Consider the following 21,999-nt stretch of genomic DNA (forward strand, 5'->3'; position numbering starts at 1 on the left):
TCATGTTTCCTTTGAAAAATATCAACTTATTTTAACGCTACTGAAACTCGTATTTCAACTAATTTACATTATAAAGTAAAAGATTGGGTTCGGTCTGATTTCATTAGATTTCGATTGATTTCAAACATAACTTTTAGAATCTTTCTGATAAAGAACATAACTTCCGGAAAAGTAAATCAATGAATCAATTAACAGCGTGGTTAAAATCGATCCAATTTTTGTTGGGGTTACAAAGTACAGAGGAAACTCTGCCTGCTGTTAGGGAGATATCGCTTCCCATTCGTAATGGAAATTTACGTGCGGACTGTTATATTCCAAAATCAAAATCACTTGGTACCATCGTTACGATCAATGGACTCGCACCGCTGGGAAACCGTGATCCGAGATTTATCATCCTCAATAAAACTCTTAATAAGATTGGTTATACAGTTGTGAGTCCATTCTTTGATGAAATCTGCGATTATAAAATTTCTTTACGTAACATTGACGACATTAAAGATTCGATTCTTTTTATCTCAGATCAAAAAGATTTATGCCCCTCTGGGAAAGTGTCCATTTTTGCTCCTTCTTTTTCGGGATCATTGAGTCTCATTGCAGTAAGCGACAAACAAATTGCCAACCGAATCAATTCCGTTTGTACAATCGGAGCCTTTGCCAACGTAGATGATATAATTGGAAATTTATTCGCAGACCAGAATTTGGATGAATATGGCCGAATGATTCTTCTACTCAATTTTCTTCCCCTATCCATTGGAGAAAACAAAAGTTTATTCAAAGCCATCAAACTTGCTATTTTGGACAATTATTTCAAATACAAAGACAATCTATTCGAACCTCATTATTCAAAAATGAAAAAAACAGATCGCGACTTTTTTGAAAACTTGAAATATGATAAAAATTTCCGAATGAAACATTGGGAAATCATTCTGAAGAAAAGCGGGAAAGATCGTGAATTGTTGTCGGCTTTATCGGTAACAAACCACATAAATTCCCTCAACCTACCCATTTTATTGATTCATGGATTAAAAGATGATGTAGTGCCAGCTAACGAGTCTTCCATGTTGCATAAAAAACTGGTAGCTCGTGGTGTAGAATGCAAACTTTGTATTACAAATCTTATCTCACATGGAGACACTGGATTTAGTTTAAAAACTTTATTAGAGGTACCTAAACTCATAACATCCTTTTCGTTCTTTTTTCGAAAAGCGTATGATGGGAAGTGAAAAAGATTTCAGAAATTTCCACTGTTTAACTGATCTACAAGAACAAATCAATTGCACTTTTAATAATTTCCAAAGCTTGTTTCATCTCGGCTTCCCGGATCACAAGGGGTGGTGCAAACCGAACTGTATTTTTATGAGTTTCTTTGGCCAAAATCCCCAGTTTCATTAGCTCAATACAAAGTTTTTTTGCATCTACTATCTCCATGAATTGAACCGCATTTAAAAGACCTTTTCCCCGAACCGATTGCACTAGTGGGTGATTCCAAGATTTTATCGTATCTCTAAATAATGCCCCCATTGTTTCAGAATTCTCTGACATCCCCTCCTCTAAAATTGTTTTCACAGCGGTCATTGCCACTTCGCAAGCAAGTGGATTTCCACCAAAGGTAGAGCCATGTTCACCAGGTTTTAAAAGTAATAGAATTTCATCGGAACCTAACACGCAGGAAATGGGCATCATTCCACCCGAAAGAGCTTTACCGAGAAGTAACAAATCAGGTTTTATTGCAGAATGATCGGAACATAGAAGTTTTCCTGTTCTACCCAAACCAGTTTGTATTTCGTCAACAATCAATAGTACATTATGTAATTCGCATATTCTTTTTGCTTCTCTTAGATAATTTTCATGAGGAACAATGACACCAGCTTCGCCTTGAATCGCCTCTACCATAAAAGCAGCCACATTCGGATCAGAAGTTGCCTTTTCCAAAGTTTTCAAGTCATTGTAGGGAATGATTTCGTATCCAGAAAGAAAAGGACCAAAATCATTTTTACTTTTCGGATCTGTAGACGAAGAGATGGCGGCAATCGTTCTACCCCAAAAATTCCCTTCACAGAATATGATTTTTGCCTGGTTGTGTGGAATTTTTTTCTTTTGGTATCCCCATTTCCTAGCTAGTTTAACAGCTGTTTCTCCTGCCTCCACCCCCGTATTCATTGGCAATACTCTATCGTATCCAAATGTAGAACACATGAACTCAGTAAATAGCGAAAGTTTGTTGTTATGGAAGGCTCGGGAAGTAAGCGTAAGGATGGATGATTGTCTTTGGAAAACTTCCACAATTTTTGGATGGCAGTGACCTTGATTCACAGCACTGTATGCAGAAAGAAAATCATAATACTTTTTTCCTTCTATATCCCAAAGATAAATACCTTCACCTTTTACCAATACAACCGGTAACGGAGAATAATTAAAGGCTCCAAACTTAGATTCTTTTTCAATTAGTAAATCCGTTAAATTTCCCATTGGGAAATAAAAACATCTAAGTTATTGTTTACAACTCCTTTCATATCTTATATTCTCATTTTTTAAAAGAATCTAGAGTTTTAGGATCAAATTTGGTTGTTACATTATGTTTACAAAACAAATGCAATATGATGATACGGAAATCCTTCGTATTGCGAAAAATATAGATTCGAATAATGGGTCTTTGTTTCAAAGATGCGTATTTTTTATTACCTCCAGAATCATTCATTTTGGATTTCAATATCCCAAATTAAAGTTACAGATTTTTAAATTTATTGATGTCCTCCCCTCTCTCAAAACAAAAAACATTTATTCGTATTTTAAAATTTATATTTTCGATGAAGATACGGAGATACCGATTTTTTTAAAATCTTCGATTCATTTTTTTATCAATACTTTATCCCTAAACTTTCTTATTTCTTTTATGATATCAAAAGCTGTAAAAGTTTTTGCCAAATTGTTTATCCTGACTAATTCAGCAAAAAACTTACAACCAATAGGTGCGTCCGCAAGGCCCCGCACTTATGACGTATTAGGCGAAATTGCAGTATCGCCCAAAGAAGCTAAAGAATATCTAAGGCAATATACGGAACTCATAGAAATTTTGCCAGAAGTGCCCGTAAATATCGACCCTAAACTACGCACCAATATTTCTATCAAATGTTCAGGGATCGAAACAAGATTATATCCAGAATCAGAAGAGATGAGTATCCTTTTTTTAAAAGAAGTTCTTCGCCCCATTCTTCATTTGGCGATGCAGAAAGGAATCGGAATCAATTTGGATATGGAACAATACGATCTAAAATCAATCATTACACAAACAGCGATGAATTTGTTTTTGGAAGAGGAATTCAAATCCTACCCTCATTTTGGTATTGTTGTACAAGCTTATTTAAAATCTTCCAAAGATGAATTAATTTCTTGGAAAGAATATGCAAAGTTCCGGGGAGTTCCCGTCACCATTCGACTTGTGAAGGGAGCTTACTTAGAATATGAACGTATCAAAGCAGAAGAACGTGGCTGGGTTTCTCCTGTTTTTGATACCAAAAGAGAAACAGATATAAATTTTGAAGAAAATGTTTTATATCTTTTGGAATCGACTCCTTACCTTCGACCTGCATTTGGAACACATAATCTTCGATCGCTTTCCTTTATTCTATATCATGCTAAAAATAAATCCATTTTGGATTTTGAAATTCAAATGTTATATGGAATGGCCGGAAAATACAAAGCTGGATTAGAGTCGATGGGAATTATTATAAGAGAATATTCTCCCATTGGATCTTTACTTCCTGGAATGGCATACTTGATTCGTAGATTATTAGAGAATACCTCCAACCAAGGTTTTTTATATCAAATGAGTCTTGGAAAAAACTTAGAATCCTTGATCATCAATCCAAAAAAGGAAACAGTCAATGGAATTTAGAAATGAAACCATTCGTGATTTTTCAGTGAATACAGAAAGAACCGCCTTAAGTTCTGTATTAAATTCTATTAAGAATTCACTTCCTTTCGAGGTTCCCATTTCCGTCGGTGGTATGGAGAAATTTTCGGCAAATCGTTTTGTTCACAAAAACCCTTGGTCACCAGATCTCGTGGTGTCAAAGGTTTCTCTTGCTAAAACCAATGACTTACAGGAAGCCATTGAAATTTCCAAAGTTAATTGGAATAAGTGGCAAGAGCTGCCACAAGAAATACGTTCGAACATATTGCTAAAAGTCGCAGAAAAATTAGTTAGTAAAAAAGATTTTATTATCTCTGTTTGTGTTTGGGAAACAGGAAAACATATTACGGAAGCAGAAATTGAATTTGCAGAAGCCGTCGACTTTTGCCGTTACTATGCAATGATTGCTATCAATCAACTTCTTCCGAAAAATGTAAACTTGTTAGGTGAAGACAATTTATACTACTACAAACCAAAGGGAATCGTAGGTTGTATCTCTCCTTGGAATTTTCCCATGGCCATATTTACTGGAATGTGTGCAGGCCCCATTGTAACAGGAAACATAGTCATTGCCAAACCAGCAGAAGAAACATCCGCTACAGCTTATGAAATCACAAAATGTTTTTGGGAGGCCGGTGTTCCGAAAGAAATTTTCCATTTTTTACCGGGACTTGGTTCCGAAATCGGGGAAGCCATTGTCACTCACCCGGAAGTTTCTGTAATCAATTTTACAGGTTCCAGGGATATCGGTCTTTCCATTCTTCAAAAAGCTTCCTTTGTTTCTCCCGGACAACGTATCATTAAAAAAGTTATCTGTGAGTTAGGTGGAAAAAATGCAATGATAGTTGATGCAGACGCCGACCTGGACGTTGCGATCCAATGCATACTTTCTTCTGCGTTCGGATTCCAAGGTCAAAAATGCAGTGCCCTCTCTCGACTTTTCGTACATAACGATTGTTATGATAAATTAAAGGAAAGATTAATCGCAGCCATGGATGGATTATTGATTGGCTCACCCTTGGATTTTGAAAATCGAGTTGGACCTGTAATTCATGAAGAAAGTTATCAGCGACTTTTGAACTTACAAAAGGAGAATGAGAGTTTTTTAGCAACAAAAACTTCCTTAATTCCAGATAACGGATATTATATTGCACCAAGTTTGTATGAACCACAACTCGATTCCTCCATGTGGACCTCGGAAATCTTTGGACCTTTACTTTCGATGCTAAAGATTTCGAGTTTTTCTATGGGAATCAAATACGCAAATGATTCTGACTACGCACTTACTTGTGGAGTTATCTCAAGGAATCCAAAACATCTGTTGCAGGCAAAATTGGAAATAGAAGCGGGAAACCTATACGTCAACCGTGGGATCACTGGGGCCGTAGTCAACAGACAACCATTTGGTGGAGGAAAACTATCTGGAACCGGAGCTAAAGCTGGCGGACCAGACTATTTACATCTTTTTGTAGATGGAAAAACCTACACCGAGAATACAATGCGCCAAGGTTTCTCAAGAGACACTATCCAATGAGAAACAATAGGATCTTTTGACTTTTTTTACTTTTCCGAACTTGATATTCTTTCTTGGTGTCCCGGATAGACAAACTTAGGTTTATGTGTTTCAGCCAATCCTTTTAAAAAGTCCAAACTTTTCCGATTGAGTTTGCGGTCCGTTGTAAAAGCACCTGGTGTGACTCCTTCTTTCCATCCCCATCTGGTATGACAAGAATCCCCAAGTATCAAGTGCCCGCCTTCTTTTGAGCGAATGTAAAATGCTAAACTTCCCGGTGTATGTCCCGGTACGGAAAGAATATAAAAACTCTGATCTGCAAAAAAATCAAGGACGACAATTTCATTTGGACTTTTACCAAAATCAAATTGAATTAAGTTTGGATTTTCTCCTAACAAACGATTGGTGGATCCTTGCACAAAAATGTTAATGAAATACTTGCTAGTTACCTCACCCGGCCCCACATAAAAAGGAATCGACCTGTCCATCTCATAGGAACCAAGAGTATGATCTAAATGCAGATGAGTAAAAAACACTCCCTTTAAATCTATTTTATTTTTTTTCAAATAGGTGTTAGTCGTTTCATACACTTTAAGTTTATCAAAATGCATTTGCGATTCCACGATGGAGCTGACAAGGCGCCCATCCTTTCCATTAGGGAAGTTTTCTCCCATTCCAGAATCGATCATAAAACTTCCGTATTTTGGGTGTTTGATGAGATAAAAATAAATAGAAATAGGCTCGAGTCGATCCTTCAAACCTGCTGCTTTGGCTTTTGGATCATCCAAGTCTAAAAGCCCAGCAAGAGAGGCTTCCCAATCGGCGACTTTGACCACTTGGAATTCAACCTCAACTTTTGGTTTGGGAGACAACGGGATGGTTTCAGTAGAACTATTAGAAACATAAGGAGTTACTTTATGTGAAGTTACCTGACAGGAAAGTCCGCAAACAAAAAGAATAAACAAAACACTAAAGTTTGCTCTAATAAACATCAAACAACCACCTTCTTTAAAACTCAGTCGATCGGATCCATTTGAATAGTCACTCTAAAATTGAAGACTGTGTTCCACCTTTTGTAACATAGATCTTAAAACTACCAAAGAATATTCCACTCACCAATACAAAGATTTGGATTTTTTTTTGAGATTTAGAAACAAAATGGGAAATAATTTATTGCATAACTGACTTGTTTAGTATTAGATAAATCACTCTTTAGAGCAAAGCCAAAATGCGAAAATTCAATCTTAATATATTACCTTTGTTTTTTTGTGTTTCTTGTTTTTATCATCCGTTATGGAGGCCCTATTTTTTCCCAGAAAAGGATCAGTTTTCCAAACTCCATTTACAACTTGCTGCGGCCTTATTCCTCATACAACCTAGGATCTATTCTCTTTCCAAAACTTCGGGAGTCGAAGGTGAAACGATAGTCATCGAAGGGGTGAACTTTTCCGCAGAAGCTTTAGAAAACAAAGTGTTCTTTGCTGGTCCTGTAGAAGCAGCCATCGATGCCGCAAGCCAAACGAGTGTCACAGTTCGCGTTCCCTACGGTGCAAAATCCGGAGCCATTACAATCCAAAACAACCAAGGTTCTTCGCAGAGCTTAGATACATTTATCGTATATCGCTATTTCATCAGTTTCTCTGCTGGCACCAATACAGAACTATACTCCCTCAATATGAATACTGGCGAGATAGTTGCGACACCAGGATCACCTTATCCACTGGCATCCAATTCTGCCAAGTTTTCAGCAAATGGAAAATTTGCTTATTCCGGTGGATTCGGAATCACCAATATCTCTAGTTATGCGGTAAATCCAACCAATGGATTTCTGTCTTCTCTAAATACCAATGCAGGCACCACAACAATCGATCCTGTATTCTTTGCCTTTCACCCATCAAGCAGATTTTTATATGTATCAAGCATTAGTGGTGCCAGCATCGCTGCTTTTGCCTTTGACCAGAATACGGGAATACTTACAAAGATAAATGATTATAACCAACCCTGCTCCTGCAGTCTCAACCATTTGGCAATCACTCACAATGGAAAATTTCTTTATGTCACTGGAAATGGTGGCAGCGAACCTATCATCGGTTATTTGATAGATCAGGCGACAGGGGTATTGTCTAATTTGGTCGGTTCTCCATTTGCGACGGGGATCTCCAATCTAGAGGCCCTTCTCATTGAGCCCACATCCAACTACTTATATTCCGTTTCTGGAACCAGCGTTATTGTTGGCAGGCAAATTGATTTGTCCACAGGGAGCCTAACAGCGATTCCAGGAAGCCCCTTTGCAGGAACAGCAGGAAACTTTCGGGCTGTGATGCATCCATCAGGAAGGTATTTTTATACAGTGAATATTCTAGGGGCACAATTAGCAAAACATGATATATCTTTAACTAATGGTTCCCTCTCCTCAGCAAATTCCATTCTGACCTTTGGATCCAACTTACAATTTGTTACATTGGATCCGACCGGTACTTATGGTTTTGTCAGCAATATTTCATCGAACAATTTTTATCAATTCCGAGTGGATGCAGTAACGGGAGGAACATCTCTAATGAACTCTGGCATTCCTTATCCTGCTTCGACTACCCCCAATGTCCCTGAACCTTTTCGAGTAGCACAATGATTAAAAAACTATCATAGGAGCCGCTTTTCAACCATTAGGTTACTCTTTTTATGAACTAAGTACGTTCATTTCATTTGAGGATTTCTTGACTTTTTTCTTTTAGCTGATTTATTTTCTAACGAATGACCCAATTTCTAACGTTTGTTCGCTCTCTCTTTCAGTCTCCAGCGGGAGTGGAACTCCGCTACCAAAGGTATTATGTAGCAACCAATTCTATTTATGTCTTAGCGGGTCTCATCCACTTCACCTTCATCTTTTTCTTTTCTGCTGTGGGAGCAATAGAAATGGCGCTCTTCAATATCGGGAGTGTAGTTTGGTTTGGGTTCACCATCTGGATCAATCGAAAGAAATTCCTTTTCACTTCTTTGTATTTATGTTTTTCAGAAGTGTTCCTGCACGCTTTAGCAGCCACGTACTTTTTTGGATGGGGCGCTGGATACCAATATTACATGATGCTTTTTGCCACAGGGATTTTTCTATTACCTCCTGGAAAAAACTTTCTTAAGTTTGGAAGTATAGTCATTGGATGTTTACTATTTGCATCTACCTATTATTATTCGATGTCCTATCCTCCCTTATATGTATGGAGTGAGAATTTTCTTGCTCTCATCAATGTATCCAATATTATTTTTTCTACACTCTTCCATGCTGGATTTGCTTACTATTTCACTTTGGCAGCTAACGTAGCCGAAGATTCATTGGAGAGAGAAAACAAAGCACAAACAGCTTTTTTTCAAAACATATCCCATGAATTACGAACTCCCCTCACCTTAATTTCGGGTTCATCGGAATCGGCCCTTCTGCGAGAAGAAGGGCTTTCTTCTTCAGAAGTAAAAGTTGTGGTAAACCAATCAAGACGACTCACTCGTTTGGTAAACCAACTCCTGGATCTCCAAAAAATTACTTCAGGTAGGATGGAACTTCGAAAGTCTCCACTTCGTTTGGGTGAATTTTTAACCCAGGTATCAGAAAACTTTACCGCCTATGTAAAACGGAAAAATATCAACTTCGAACTGATATTATGTGACGAACCTTTGTTTGTTGATGCAGATCCAGAACAATTAGACAAATGTATTTTTAATTATCTCTCCAACTCGATTAAGTTTACAGAAGCGGGAGGAATGATTCGTTTCGAATTACAAAAAAAAGAAAATGAGGCAGTGGTTTCCGTTCGAGATACTGGAGTTGGAATGGAAGAAACCCAGATCCGAAGATTATTTTCAAGATTTGGAATTAGCGAAGCTTCTCTAACTCGAGAGCAAGAAGGAACAGGACTTGGACTTGCTTTAGTAAAAGAATTAGTCGAATTACATGGCGGTAAGGTGGGAGTGGAAAGTGAACTAGGAAAGGGTTCTCATTTTTATTTCACTTTACCTCTTTTATCAATCGTTTCTAAAGAAGTGAAAACAAATAATAATCATTACCATCTAAGCAGACATGAATACATCCCTGATGAAGTAAAACATCCCTTTCTTTCTTTAGAAAAAACCAACCTAAAAAGACCCACCAAACTTCTAGTAGTTGAAGACAATCCCGATTTACGATCTTATTTAGGATCCATTTTAACTCGTGTGGGGTTTCACGTTCTTGTGGCAGCGGATGGACAAGCGGGGCTTGATGCGATCTATTCAGAAACGCCCGATTTAATTATCACCGACCTCATGATGCCTAAACTAAGCGGGCTCGACCTAATCCGTGAAATTAGAAAAAAAGAACATCTACATTCATTACCAATCATTCTACTCACAGCCAAAGCAGATGAATCCACAAGAAAAGAAGTACATGGAGAAGGAGCAGATATATACCTTTCGAAACCATTTCTAGAATCTGAACTTTTGAGTGTGGTTCGAAACGCTTTACGATTAAAAGAAAAAGAATTCTATCTTAGAGAAGAACTTTCCCGTGGCATTCGAATCCAAAAGAAACTTTTGCCCGAGTTGAACTTTGACAAAGGACTCATTTCGGCAGACTTAGAATTTTTGCCAAGTGATGGAATTGCTGGCGATTATTACGTTGTGCAATCATTAGGTGGTGGTAAAACTTTTTTATTTTTGGCTGATGTTTCGGGTCACGGTTTTGCCGCAGGAATGGTCTCTGCCCTATTACATTTTGTTTTACAACTACCCGAAACTCCTAAAGAAAATCCATCAATTTGTTTAGAACGTTTGAATTCCTATCTCTATGGAAACACTGCCGGTTTGTTTGTTACAGCAGTCGCGGTGGTAGTGGACTCCCATCAAAATAAATTTACTTGGTCAAAAGCGGGTCATGAAGATATTTATCTAGGCACAAAAGATGGATTTTCTCCACTTATCGGAAAGGGCAAACCATTGGCAGTTTTTTCAAACTGGGTGGGAGAAAATAATGAAGTGAGTTATTTGTCAGGCGATACACTCTTCTTATTCTCCGATGGAATTTTTGATGTTCGTTCCAAAGATCAAACTCTCTTTCGGGATTCTGGGTTTTTGGAATGGGCAAAAGAAAGGACTAATTGGAAGGAAAAAACATCCCTTCGTAATTTATTGCAAATGGCAAGAAACCATCAAAACTCAGAAAAGTTTGAAGATGATGTCACTTTGCTTTCCGTTGAATTTTTAAAATAGAGTTGATAGGATGATTCGTCTTTCTTGTTAAATCAATACAGGATTAGCTTCTTATGGGTTACAAACTCAGAACATTGTTCGATTTGATGGTATTTTCAGAATGCCCTGCATCCGGAATATTACCTCTTTTAATGAGTTGTTTTTTTTTCAGTCCTCTTACCATTATGTGCTATCTATTCAGGTTTCGGTGAAGAGTCAGGCGTTACCTTTTGCAAGAAATTTTATTGCTAGTTACATAACCCGTACAACCTTTTAGAAATGAAATTGAGATGGAAAAACTAAAATGAAAAACCCTATTGGAGTGATTATACTCCTCTTTGTCTCATGTTATTCCCAACAACTCCTTCCCTGTGAACCATTTGAACCGGTGTTTTTAAAACCAATTGATACATCACGAGAAGATAAAGATTTCTTTTCATTCAAACAGAAGTTAGAAAAAGCGATCCAAGAGAAAAATCTAAAATTCATTGAATCAATAATAGATCCTCAGATTTCTTTTGAATTTGCTGAGGACGGGATGGGGAAAACAAAATTTTTAAAATATTGGAAATTGGATAAAAATCCAAAGAACTCTGAATTTTGGAACGAACTCTCGCAAATGATAAACCTCGGTTTTACATTTAAAGATAATATTTGGTCAGCTCCGTTTTTATTCAACCAAACACCTGAATCCATTGATTCCTATAGCTTTTCGCTTATTACGGGAAATACAGTCAATATTCGGAATAAACCTTCCAAAAAGGGGGCGGTCCTAACGCAACTTAGCTGGGAGTTTGTTAAAAATGAATATGATGAATCAAATGCAAACCAAAAACAACTTCCCAATGAACCGTGTAATTGGAAAAAGGTTTGTATTTCTGATGGGCAAGTTGGGTATATTTGTGAACAATATTTACGAAGTCCGATGGATCACCGCGTTGGTTTTTCTAAGAAAAACAACTCATGGATGATGATTTTCTTTGTAGAAGGTGGAGACTAAAATAAAAACTGCTTAGGCCACACTTCTTTGTTGTGGCCAGTTGCAACTCAAACCCCAATAATTTTATCAATTACCCCATATTCCAGCGCTTCAGTCGCTGAAAACCAAGTATCTCGCTCCGTGTCTTCCATGATTCTCTCTAAAGGTTGGCCAGTTGCCTTTGCCATAATTTCGTTTAACAAATCTTTTTCCCTTCTGACTGATTCGGCAAAAATTCGAATGTCTTCTGCCGGCCCTTTGAATTCTCCCATAACATGTGGTTGGTGGATCAGCACCTTACTATGAGGGTAGGCAAAACGGTTTCCCTTGGCTCCAGAAAGTAAAAGAACCGCACCAAATGACATGGCCATACCTAAACAAATAGTATAAACGGGATTATGTAGACTTTTCATTACATCAAGAATCGCCAAACCTGCATAAGTGGATCCTCCAGGAGAATGTATATATAAAGTGACAGGCCTTGTAGGATCCAATGCTTCCAGATACAAAAATCGATCGATCAGGTACCTGGCGGAGTTATCATTCACTTCCCCCCAGAGAAAAACTTTTCGTTGTTCTAAGTATACATTTTCGATTTGTCCATTCGAATAAACTTGAGTTGCTTCCATAAGATCCTCCTAAGCCGCCATGAGATAAGTGGCACGAGCCTCTGGGCGGAAGGTTTCACCAATTCCATTCCTAAGAATTTGCTTTAAGCGGATATGCCTCTTTTTGATGAACGATAAAGTTTTTCCTTCTGAGATCGAAATTTCGGATAACGAATAATTTTTGTAATAGTATAGTTCGATTATTTTTTGATCCGCTGGATCCAACTGATTTACGTTTTTTAAAATAGTATCGAAACATTCTTTTTCAAAATATGAGGAATCTAATTCTTCTGCATTTTGATCAATTTCATTCGGATCTAGAAAAACTAAATTCTTGTTTTCCTTTTTTCTTAGAATCCGGTCTCCGTATTTGATGAGATTTCTCTTCAATAAAGAAGGAAAGGCCGCAGGAGTCGTGATTTTTTCCAGATTGCGATATAGGTCCCAGAAAGATTCCTGAACTACATCCTGAGAAAGATCATCATCATTTAAAATCTTGGACGCAAATTTGATAGCAAAACCAGAAAACCGATTTTGCAAAGTAGTCCAAGCACGCAAATCTCCCGACTTTGCCTGGTCCAAAAGTTCAATATAGCTTTTTTCTTTCATACAATCCAATGTCCCTGACAAAGCGAAAACGGTTCCTAAAAAACTGATTCTCGGATAAAAAAAAGAACTTTTTTGAGCTACTCCCCGCATGGCCTAACTCGGACGGCGGTTTGTGGATTCGCATTTGAATTATGTCTCATCCCCTACCCACTTCCTAAAAATTTTGTCATTCCACACTTAGCGATACTCTCCTTTAAGAATTACCTCCCCACCCTCTGATGGATCGACAACCTCTTCGGGGCGAGTCCCCAAACACTTGATGCTATTTTGAAATTTTTTTCTAACTCATTAAACCAATCTCAATCCATTGGGACCGGGCTATCCAGGGCTTCGGTCGCATAGCGACCGCTAACGCGCCCTTACTATCCCTCTCGCAGTGTTCCATTTGTTAAAAGTGGATCCTATCTTGGATTTTGTGTCTTACTTATCGTGCTTCGCTGCTTGATTCTGGGTACTTGGTTTTGGAAAAACCATTAATAAGTTCCTATGTGGTGCAATAAGGAATGCGAAGGAACGTAGGTGATTTAATAGAAATATAATTTAGAATAAATCTAATTTTTTTATCCATTCAACTTTTGATCTGCTGATTCTTATCAGTTTTTAATTTTCTGCACATTTATATATCACAAGTCCAAGATAGCTCTTCTGGGAGATTTTGTTATACATTAAAAAAATACCTATTTTAAGAAATTAATAGTTGAATATAAAATCACACTAGTATCTTCTTCCATCGAGCTGCATAACTAAGGTTTAAGTTTTATATAGTCTTAATCAAATAATTTGAAAAAAATGAATCATAGTATAGATAGAGATAAAAAAGAAACTCATTGGTCAGTAGAATTTTATGAATTTTTGCCTGTTGCATTTTTTAAGATATCGAAAAAGGGAATCATAAATTATGTAAATGTACCTGGTCAAAAATTAACGAACAGAACTGCAACTGAACTTTTACATACCCCATTCGAATCAATATTAGTTGAAAATTCAAAATCGATCTTTCATCAATTTTTAAAATCTATTAACTTCGAAGAACAAAATCAGACCTGCCTTGTAGAAATAAACAAAACACAAGATTTAGTTTCAAAAGTGTCACTTCATGGAAATCTTTCTGCGGATGCGGAATGGATCCAACTGGTTGTGATAGAATGTTTAATTGAAGCAGAATCAAATATCTCATTCAAACAAGAATTTGAAGATATCTCAAATGTAGCCAACATTGGTCGATGGGAATTAGATCTAGTGACGGGTAAATTAAATTGGTCAAATAAAATTTATGAATTATTTGAACTAAATGCTGATGTTTTTCAACCCAGTTATGAAGCATTCTTATCAGTAATTCATCCAGAAGACCGCGAAAAAGTAGAGCAAGCTTACTCTAATTCCTTGATAGACAAAAAAAAATACGAGATTGAGCATCGCCTCATCATGTTAGACGGACATGTTAAGTGGGTCAGAGAAACTTGTTATTCAATTTTTGATCCATTCGATAAACCGCTAAAGTCTATTGGAACCTGTCAAGACATCACTAGACAAAAAGAATTGGAAATATATCTCCAGAAAAGTGAAAAAAACTATTCGAGTTTGGTAGAAAATACAGACAGTCTTGTTTGGAGCTGCGATCAGAACGGTCATTTCAAATATCTCAATCCGGCTTGGGAAAAATTACTTGGATATCCAAAACACGAGATGATTGATCGACCATTCACCGAATTTCAACCAATAGAAATTTCTATTAGAGACAAAGAAGCATTCAATAAATTCAATCTAAATGGTGATGTCACGAAAAATGGTTACGAAACCATATTTCTTACTAAAAATGGGGAAACAAAATATTTAATTTTTTATTCAACGCCCATTAAAAATGATTCTGATAACATTGTAGGATCTCATGGTACAGCCAATGATATAACATTCAAACATACTTTGGATTTAAAATTGGAAGAAACATATTTTGAGTTAGGTCAAAGGCAATATGCAATTGATCAACATGCGATTGTAGCTATTACTAACTTGGATGGAGATATTATCTATACAAATCGATTGTTTTGTAAGATTAGTAAGTATTCTAGAGAGGAATTGATAGGTAAGAATCATCGCATTATCAATTCTGGCTATCATCCCGCTGAATTTTTTAAGGATTTGTATAAAACAATAAAATCTGGAAATACTTGGTATGGCGAGATAAAAAATAAGGCTAAGGATGGAAGTTACTATTGGGTTGCTACGACCATTGCACCTATTAAAAATGCACGTGGAGAAGTTAAAAAGTATCTTTCAATTAGAACTGAAATAACTGAAACTAAAGAAGCAGGTGAAAAAATAAAATTACTTTTAAAAGAAAAAGCACTGATCCTCATAGAAGTGCATCATCGAATTAAAAACAATATGAATACGATTTATAGTCTTTTAAAAATAGAAGCCAATTCACAAGAGGATTTAGCACACAAAACAATTCTTTTGGATGCATCCAATCGTGTTCGAAGTATGATGCTGTTATACGATAAATTGTATCGTTCGGAAAATACAGATACAATTTCGGTAAAAGAATATTTTCCAATTTTAATTTCTGAAATTTTAAATATATTCCCAAATAAAGAAAAAATCACAACAAATATCGAAGTGGAACCAGTCGTTATCAGTGCAAAGACCATATCTTCAATTGGCATAATCATCAATGAACTCGTAACCAATTCCATTAAATATTCTTTCTTAAATCGCGATTCAGGGAAAATTAGTTTTAGCGCAAAAACCGAAAACCAACTATTGGTAATTTGCTATGAAGACGATGGAATTCCAATAAATTCATCGGTTGACCTTCAGTCTCCAAATAGTTTTGGATTAAACCTCATCAATATGCTAGTAAAACAATTAAAGGGAAACGTTTATATAGAAAGTTCCCTTGGCACCAAATATAGAATTGAAATTAAAGTTTAGGAATTTTTAGAAATGAATGAAAAACGAATTCTTCTTGCAGAGGATGATTTAATTTCCGCAAAATTATTCCAGGAGTCACTGACTTCTTTAGGATATCAGGTAACACTAGCAGAAGATGGAAGGAAGGCGAAGGAAATCTTTACAGAGACCCCATTTCCTATTGTCATAACAGACTACGATATGCCGGAAATGAATGGAATAGAGCTCATAGATTTTTTGAAAGATGAAGAAGACGAGCCAATCATAATTGTTTTAACAAATCATTCAGAAACTTCACTCATTATAGAAATAATGAAGAAAGGTATTTATGATTACATTGTCAAACCTATTGATACCGAAGAACTTTCATTAAAACTTCATCGTGCTTTAGAAATTTACAATATGAAAAGATTGGAAAAAGCAACTAAGCGGGAACGAGAAATGCGTCTCGAAAGTCACCTTGATTGGATAAAATGGAAAGAAAGAATTGGAGGAAGTGGGAATTTTAAAAATTTAAATCAGAATTTATTTGAGAGTTTAAAAACTAGCTTTAATCAAGGCACTGGATTTGGTGCTTTGATATCTTTGCTTGAAATTGTATCGGATTCTGCTCAGAGAGAAGGAAATTTTTATAAAATTGATTCTGAAATAATGGAACTCATAAAATTAAATGCAGATATGGCAGGAAAAGCCTTAACTACTTTTGCAGATATTGAAAGAATTCTAAACGGAAAAATCGAATTAGAAAAAATTTCATTGAGTGATGTTTATAATGAAATTAAAAAATTAACAACTAACCTTAGCCCATTCCTTAGCATTCAAAACAATCATTTATATCTAAGCGAAAGAAAGCCTTCCTTTGAAAACAATGAAATCAATATTAATAAAAAATATTTTATAGATGCATTGACAGAAATCATAATCAATGCGTTCAAATTTTCAGTTCCAGAAAGCAGTATTCATATTGTCATTTATATCGAAGTCAAATCGTTCGTGATCTCTATTTATAACTCCCCAGTTATCAATTCTGATAGAGTGGAAGGAATTCCTCTTCCTTTCGAGAACATTGTTTTTGAACCATTCTTTCGCCTAACTAAATTTGTTTATGATGAATATAAAACTTTGGATTTTGGTCTTGGTTTAACAAAAGTTGAATCGATAATTAAGAGATTTAACGGAAAAATTGAGATTAAAAATATTTTTGACCATTTAACCGCAAAATCTACGCCAAAAACAAAAGTAATCTGCCGTGTTGCCCTTCCATTGGTTTGATTTTCATAAGTCACAGCAAGAGAAATGAATCTTTAAAATTGTACGGTATAGTCCTTATTGTCAAAATACATTCCACTAAAAACACAAAAGTCCAAAGTTTGGTTTGGCCGGAATAATCATGCGCCAAGTGAAATAGAACAAAGAAGTGATAGTTTGTTAGATCATATCAGTTTCTAAAATTGGTTTAAATACTGTTTTACAATAAAAACTTGATATCAACTGTTTTCAATATAATGCATTTGATCCTGATTGTTTCGCTACGTTAATTGTTGAACTCCTATGAGTAAAATTAACGTCATTTTTCAAATAGAATCTTATGATTTTATAGTATCCTTGGGTAAAGGTAACTTCATTGGTATACTCACCCGTTGGATTCATTCTGCCATCCGTAGAAAGTGAACCTATCCATTCACCTGAATATTCCATAGTAAAACCTCTTCCCTTTCATAGAAATCAGAATCAGGCGATCCTCCGATTTGAATCTGATTTTATATAAGAAGGCAAAACTTTGTTTTAGTCCGATCTACAAAATTACAATGGCAGAACTGGAGGGATCTGCCACTTCTTAAAAATTAAAACGATAGTTAGCACCGACTTGAACGTATGTCAGTACCGTCTTCGAATCATATAAGATCGGGATTAAAATTTGTGGAGCATACACTTTTAGTAAGATTTGGGAAGGATCCGTATTTCCCCCACCTTCGTTTTCCGTTATATATCCTGACTGCAATTTGTTATTCAGAGTCATATTGCTTGTTTCCAAGAATAAACTTAAATCACCTTTGACCTTCGTTGTGAATTTCAGATTCACTTCAGTTCCCGTAGATTTCCATTGATAATCCAGGCCATATTGATCGTATCTAAAAGGAGAGGAATCCAAACGAAATTCGTTGCTTCGAAACGAGGAAGGCCCTTGCATATCCAAATGTAAAATCTGTCCTTGTAGGGTAAACCTTTCCCAAAATTTCCATTCGAACCCAAGTCCAATACTATAACCTTTGAGTGCACTGTTCGTTTCCCGATAACTCACGCGGTTGGGATTGATTCCAGTGGACGTAATCCCTCCGAGACTATCGACTTCTTGATTTGTCTTTGTCCAAATTCTTTCCACCCCTCCCAAAATTTGAAGATCTAAAACCGGATGCGGATAAGGAGAAAAACCGATCCTGGAAGAAACTTTTTGAAACTTTGTTTCGCCGTTTCCAAGAAGAACGTTTGCAGTTTTTTCTGAACTGGAGGAAGAAGACCCACCCCCACCTCCGTAAGAAAGCGTTTGGAAGCCACCTATGTCTAGGTTTCCTTTTGCTTCTGTTCCTCGAATCTCAATGGTGAACCGGTTCCATGCGTAAAATAAACGCGTTGTTGCACTATGGTTTTTACTTTTATAAGGAGTGGATTGTAGTTCGGCTTGACCGCCACTGCTAAAAAGAAGTCCAGCATACTGAATTGCCTGAAAGAAAGGACGAAGCTCCGATTGACTCTCGCCACCGCCAACCCCAAAGGAACCTTCTAGATAATGTCGTTTTGCTTTCGCAAGTTGTTCTTCCCTTTTATTTTGTTTTTCTTCCTTGGCTTTAAGATTTTCCTCTTCCTGTTTTTGTTTCTCTGCGAGTTCTTTTTCCTCTTTGATTTTCTTTTCCTTTTCCAAAAGCGGAGGTTCTTTTTTTAGAGAAGAGGAATCCGGCCCCTTCGCATAAGAAACTTTTCGAACCGCCGACTTCAGAAACACTTTTGTATTTCCGTCTACAAGTTTGAAGGTAACGGAATCCTTGTCTTGGGCTAAAATTTTGCCTTCTAATTTTTCTCCTGACTTGAGAAGGATCGTTTCACTACGAAGAGATAAATTTACAAAGAGAAACACCGAGAACAATAAGGTAATCATAATTTTCATAATTTGGACCAATTCAAAACAGTATCGGCGAATCTTAACACATTCTATCCATTCTGCAAATCGATTAAACTTTTTTGGTATGAATTTAGAAAGAAAAAGATCTTTCGAACGAAGTGGAATCGTTCTATGAAATTCGGGTTACTTTGATTATAAAAAAAATAAAATTGTCCCAAGGATACTTGTTTAATAATAATTGTCGCCATTGACAGGCCTCACTTTGTATAGGAAGACCGATATAATGATTGTAGCTTTTGTCAATATTTACTAAGTGCTTGCGAGAAACCATCCTCGCCATAAAATCAACGAATGCGTCGGAAACTCTGGATTTTCGTATTTATATTCAGCATTCTCTGTTCGTTGGGGGCAGAAGTCATTGCAGGGCTTGGTGGATTCGCTAGTGCCTTTTCTTCTATAGAACTAGGATCGGGAACACTGCCAGGTGCGAGAGTGGGAGGACCATTCCTACTGACTGTCGTTCTTGTATTTCTCTTTCTGATCTTGCTGTCGTTCCTTTCTTTGCTCACTACCTCTGGATTACTTGGCTTGGTCAAAGGACTATTCCTGGGAGTGACATTAGGCCTGTTAGTTGACTATCTAGTCGTCCGAGGAAAAATCAAACCAGGAGACCCTGCAATCATTCGCCTTTGGGCAGGCCGCGGGGCAGCATTTATGTTTCTGTTTGTGCTCTGGGTTGGAATACTAAATCCATTACTCTCGCAAACAGGCCCGCATCCAATCGAGATATTCAGCGCAAAAGACATCGTTGGGATTTTTTCTACCACAGGAATTTTCGTCTGCGCTTTCTTTGCACTCATCGGTGTCATACGGTATTACTGGACGCGCGGGAAAAAGGACAAGATTCATTGTGCGGACTAGATCTCCTTGTCCGATGTTGTGATTGACTCCTTACCATTCACCTGCCGGAAATAAAATGGTTCCAGGTACTTCCCGGAAAACCGCGCAAACAAAGGTCGCGGGTAGACTAGTTCAATCAGATCATCAATATGAATGGAAACGTAAAAGTTAAATGGAATCAAAAAGTTTAACCCGTTTACGGTAGCATAATACAACGTAAAAATCGATTTTGTAGTTCTGACATCTTTTGTGAAAAGAGCAGTCACTTGACCTCTCTGGACTTGTATGCGACCAATAAGAGGCGGTGCCACATGGAGGAGAGCAAAGAGCAGGCCACCTGTTGTAAGCAACATAGCGATAAATGAGAATCGTTTGACCAAGTCGTTTGCTTGTTCGCTTTGGGAAATTTTCAAAAATAGATTACTGAGGAAAAGAAATGCTGTCAGGATCAAAAAAGTAACAATGGCGGCGCGGAGCCGAATAGCCAAAGGTATCTTCGTTGGGAGCTGAGCATTTTGATTCATAGGGATCAGTTTAGCTCGACATATATGTCCCGGCAATCTACATAATTCACCAAAGATAGCTTTAGGGTAATTTTATGGTAGTTGCAGCTTTTGGCAAAACATTTAGAAACGCAGTGAAACCTATCGTTACCGAAAACGTTGCCTTTCTTTTCCTTCTCACGATATTTTGGATACAACAAAGTTCCAGACATAAAAAACTCCACTTGAATAAGTGAGGTTTTTAGTGAACAATGATGGTTCGACGAGCTCACCATCCTTTAGATGAACCCTGAGCTTGTCGAAGGGAACTTTTACAATATACAAGGTAGCGTGACAACAATGAAAAATACTTTTCAAGTTCTTATGTGTTTTAAGAGATGAAATGCGGGTATTAAAACTCCTATTAGAATGAAATTATAAAAAATATAAATTCCATTGCAAACCGCCAACATAAACTGACCCGAGAGAGCTTAATTCTCCAGTCGTTTGGTCTATGCTAAATTGTAGGAGATCGGTTGCTCTCGAGGCGAGGTAAGCATATCTTCCCGATGGTTCGATTACAATAAAACGAAGATCGCTTGAGAAAGAATTAATATTACTTTTTGGAGTAAGAAGTCCATTCGATTCATTTATTTCAAAAAGTGAAATCGTACCAGCGGATATATTTACAAAATATATAAATTTTCCATTGGGATGAACCATGCATCCGTTAGGTGCGTCTGCTTGCGGGACGGAACCCGCAATTGAAATTGAACCAGAATTTAAATCTAAGCCTAAGACGGTGACCGATGGACTTCCTCCTACATATATATATTTCCCATTTGGATGAAAACATATAAGTCCCATGTCTACGAGGACTGGGCTTGTTCCCGAAAGAGTAAGCGCACCTGTTTCCTTATCCATCAAATAAGACGAAAACTGATTTACAGCTGGTGCTTGTGTAACCAGGAATTTTCCGGTGGGATCAATTTGCAGCTGCGCAGTTACAGCTACAGAATATGAGTTAACAAAAGTCAGTGTTCCATTAGAATTAATAGCATAATGTCGAATACTTTGGGAAACTTGGTTGGCGATATACAAAAATCTACCATCATTAGATATTGATATATTCCGAGGTGCACTTGGTGAGCTGATATTTCCATTTGCGGTCAATACCCCATCACTTGAATTGATGGTAAATTGAGAAATTGTATCCGCCGCCAAGTTTCCTGTATATAAAAATCGTCCGAAAGGATCGGCGGCAATACCATTGGGTTGCGAATCTGTTGCAGAGATAGAATTGAATGTCAAAATTCCCGTATCATTATTCATGGTTGACCTACTGACTTGGCCTGTATCATCTAGGGATACATATAAAAAACCAGAGTAGACAGTTACCGTGCAGTTCGCCCTTGTATTTCTACCGAGTTCACTGGCAGAAATTGTAACCTTTCCATTTGAAACTCCTGTCACCACACCTTCGTTATCTACAGTCGCAATATTTGGGTCCGATGTTTCCCATATAACGGTCGAGGGAACAGGAACACCTAAATCAAATACAGTAGCGCTGAGTCTGTCGTTTGAGTTTCTTTTGAGACCAAGGTAATTTCTGTTTAATGAGATGGTTCGATCATTTCCGACAAAGAGTCCTGGGAAAAGTTCGAAGGGTTTTTCTTTCTTTTTTGGGAAGAGTAAACATTGGATGATAGGGTTTAAAAGACAGGAGGAACAAAAGAATAAAACAAGTAGTAAA

Annotated in this window: 16 protein-coding genes (1 of these 16 cut by a window edge); 9 read left to right on the forward strand and 7 right to left on the reverse strand. The window is 37.0% G+C overall.

The window, feature by feature from the left end; all coding sequences use genetic code 11:
• The first annotated feature begins 179 nt into the window (after positions 1 to 179).
• Entirely contained in the window at positions 180 to 1,223 is a 1,044-nt protein-coding gene (locus LEP1GSC195_RS08930) for an alpha/beta hydrolase family protein (protein WP_015681690.1), read from the forward strand.
• A 34-nt stretch (positions 1,224 to 1,257) separates the two neighbouring features.
• Here the strand turns inward: LEP1GSC195_RS08930 and rocD are convergent, their stop codons facing one another.
• A complete protein-coding gene (rocD, locus tag LEP1GSC195_RS08935; RefSeq protein ID WP_015682784.1) occupies positions 1,258 to 2,469 on the reverse strand; it encodes an ornithine--oxo-acid transaminase in 1,212 nt (403 codons plus the stop codon).
• 106 nt (positions 2,470 to 2,575) lie between these two features.
• Between rocD and LEP1GSC195_RS08940 the strand changes: the two genes are divergently transcribed.
• Both LEP1GSC195_RS08940 and LEP1GSC195_RS08945 read left to right on the forward strand, forming a co-directional pair.
• The gene (locus LEP1GSC195_RS08940; RefSeq protein ID WP_015681169.1) at positions 2,576 to 3,895 is read left to right on the forward strand and encodes a proline dehydrogenase family protein; all 1,320 of its coding nucleotides are present in this window, start codon (positions 2,576 to 2,578) and stop codon (positions 3,893 to 3,895) included.
• The gene (locus tag LEP1GSC195_RS08945; RefSeq protein ID WP_015681469.1) at positions 3,885 to 5,447 is read left to right on the forward strand and encodes an aldehyde dehydrogenase family protein; all 1,563 of its coding nucleotides are present in this window, start codon (positions 3,885 to 3,887) and stop codon (positions 5,445 to 5,447) included. Before LEP1GSC195_RS08940 ends, LEP1GSC195_RS08945 begins: the two co-directional genes overlap by 11 nt.
• 26 nt (positions 5,448 to 5,473) lie before the next feature.
• Here the strand turns inward: LEP1GSC195_RS08945 and LEP1GSC195_RS08950 are convergent, their stop codons facing one another.
• Positions 5,474 to 6,418, reverse strand: a complete 945-nt coding sequence (locus tag LEP1GSC195_RS08950) for an MBL fold metallo-hydrolase (protein ID WP_015680815.1) — start codon at positions 6,416 to 6,418, stop codon at positions 5,474 to 5,476.
• Positions 6,419 to 6,654: 236 nt separating this feature from the next.
• Here LEP1GSC195_RS08950 and LEP1GSC195_RS08955 point away from each other — a divergent pair, with 236 nt between their 5' ends.
• From LEP1GSC195_RS08955 to LEP1GSC195_RS08965, 3 genes are all read left to right on the forward strand, one after another.
• The gene (locus LEP1GSC195_RS08955; RefSeq protein WP_015681793.1) at positions 6,655 to 8,055 is read left to right on the forward strand and encodes a beta-propeller fold lactonase family protein; all 1,401 of its coding nucleotides are present in this window, start codon (positions 6,655 to 6,657) and stop codon (positions 8,053 to 8,055) included.
• Positions 8,056 to 8,177: 122 nt separating this feature from the next.
• Entirely contained in the window at positions 8,178 to 10,658 is a 2,481-nt protein-coding gene (locus LEP1GSC195_RS08960) for a SpoIIE family protein phosphatase (protein ID WP_015681418.1), read from the forward strand.
• Between the two features lie 283 nt (positions 10,659 to 10,941).
• Positions 10,942 to 11,637 (forward strand): SH3 domain-containing protein, encoded by a 696-nt coding sequence (locus tag LEP1GSC195_RS08965; protein WP_015680563.1) that lies wholly within the window; start codon positions 10,942 to 10,944, stop codon positions 11,635 to 11,637.
• Positions 11,638 to 11,684: 47 nt separating this feature from the next.
• Here LEP1GSC195_RS08965 and LEP1GSC195_RS08970 read toward each other — a convergent pair whose 3' ends face one another.
• Both LEP1GSC195_RS08970 and LEP1GSC195_RS08975 read right to left on the reverse strand, forming a co-directional pair.
• Positions 11,685 to 12,245, reverse strand: a complete 561-nt coding sequence (locus LEP1GSC195_RS08970; protein ID WP_015682471.1) for a ClpP family protease — start codon at positions 12,243 to 12,245, stop codon at positions 11,685 to 11,687.
• A gap of 9 nt (positions 12,246 to 12,254) precedes the next feature.
• Positions 12,255 to 12,833: an RNA polymerase sigma factor gene (locus LEP1GSC195_RS08975; RefSeq protein WP_040507032.1), complete on the reverse strand. Its 579-nt coding sequence runs from the start codon at positions 12,831 to 12,833 to the stop codon at positions 12,255 to 12,257.
• A gap of 789 nt (positions 12,834 to 13,622) precedes the next feature.
• Here LEP1GSC195_RS08975 and LEP1GSC195_RS19995 point away from each other — a divergent pair.
• Positions 13,623 to 15,767, forward strand: a complete 2,145-nt coding sequence (locus tag LEP1GSC195_RS19995; RefSeq protein WP_015682154.1) for a PAS domain S-box protein — start codon at positions 13,623 to 13,625, stop codon at positions 15,765 to 15,767.
• 12 nt (positions 15,768 to 15,779) lie between these two features.
• Complete coding sequence (locus tag LEP1GSC195_RS08990) at positions 15,780 to 17,018, forward strand: hybrid sensor histidine kinase/response regulator (RefSeq protein ID WP_015680966.1); 1,239 nt, start codon at positions 15,780 to 15,782, stop codon at positions 17,016 to 17,018.
• Between the two features lie 565 nt (positions 17,019 to 17,583).
• Here LEP1GSC195_RS08990 and LEP1GSC195_RS09000 read toward each other — a convergent pair.
• The gene (locus LEP1GSC195_RS09000) at positions 17,584 to 18,909 is read right to left on the reverse strand and encodes an LA_0442/LA_0875 N-terminal domain-containing protein (RefSeq protein WP_015681652.1); all 1,326 of its coding nucleotides are present in this window, start codon (positions 18,907 to 18,909) and stop codon (positions 17,584 to 17,586) included.
• 306 nt (positions 18,910 to 19,215) lie between these two features.
• Between LEP1GSC195_RS09000 and LEP1GSC195_RS09005 the strand changes: the two genes are divergently transcribed.
• Positions 19,216 to 19,785, forward strand: a complete 570-nt coding sequence (locus LEP1GSC195_RS09005) for a hypothetical protein (protein WP_040506594.1) — start codon at positions 19,216 to 19,218, stop codon at positions 19,783 to 19,785.
• On the opposite strand, the gene LEP1GSC195_RS09010 is transcribed toward LEP1GSC195_RS09005, so the two are convergent.
• The gene (locus tag LEP1GSC195_RS09010; RefSeq protein WP_156827645.1) at positions 19,782 to 20,177 is read right to left on the reverse strand and encodes a hypothetical protein; all 396 of its coding nucleotides are present in this window, start codon (positions 20,175 to 20,177) and stop codon (positions 19,782 to 19,784) included. The two genes, LEP1GSC195_RS09005 and LEP1GSC195_RS09010, sit on opposite strands and share 4 nt — an antisense overlap.
• A 504-nt stretch (positions 20,178 to 20,681) precedes the next feature.
• Positions 20,682 to 21,999 carry the 3' portion of a beta-propeller fold lactonase family protein gene (locus LEP1GSC195_RS09015; protein WP_015681884.1) on the reverse strand. Its footprint extends 35 nt past the window's final position, so the window shows 1,318 of its 1,353 coding nt (coding positions 36-1,353); the start codon falls outside the window, past its right edge; it ends in the stop codon at positions 20,682 to 20,684.

This window comes from Leptospira wolbachii serovar Codice str. CDC (assembly GCF_000332515.2).
GTDB lineage: Bacteria > Spirochaetota > Leptospiria > Leptospirales > Leptospiraceae > Leptospira_A > Leptospira_A wolbachii.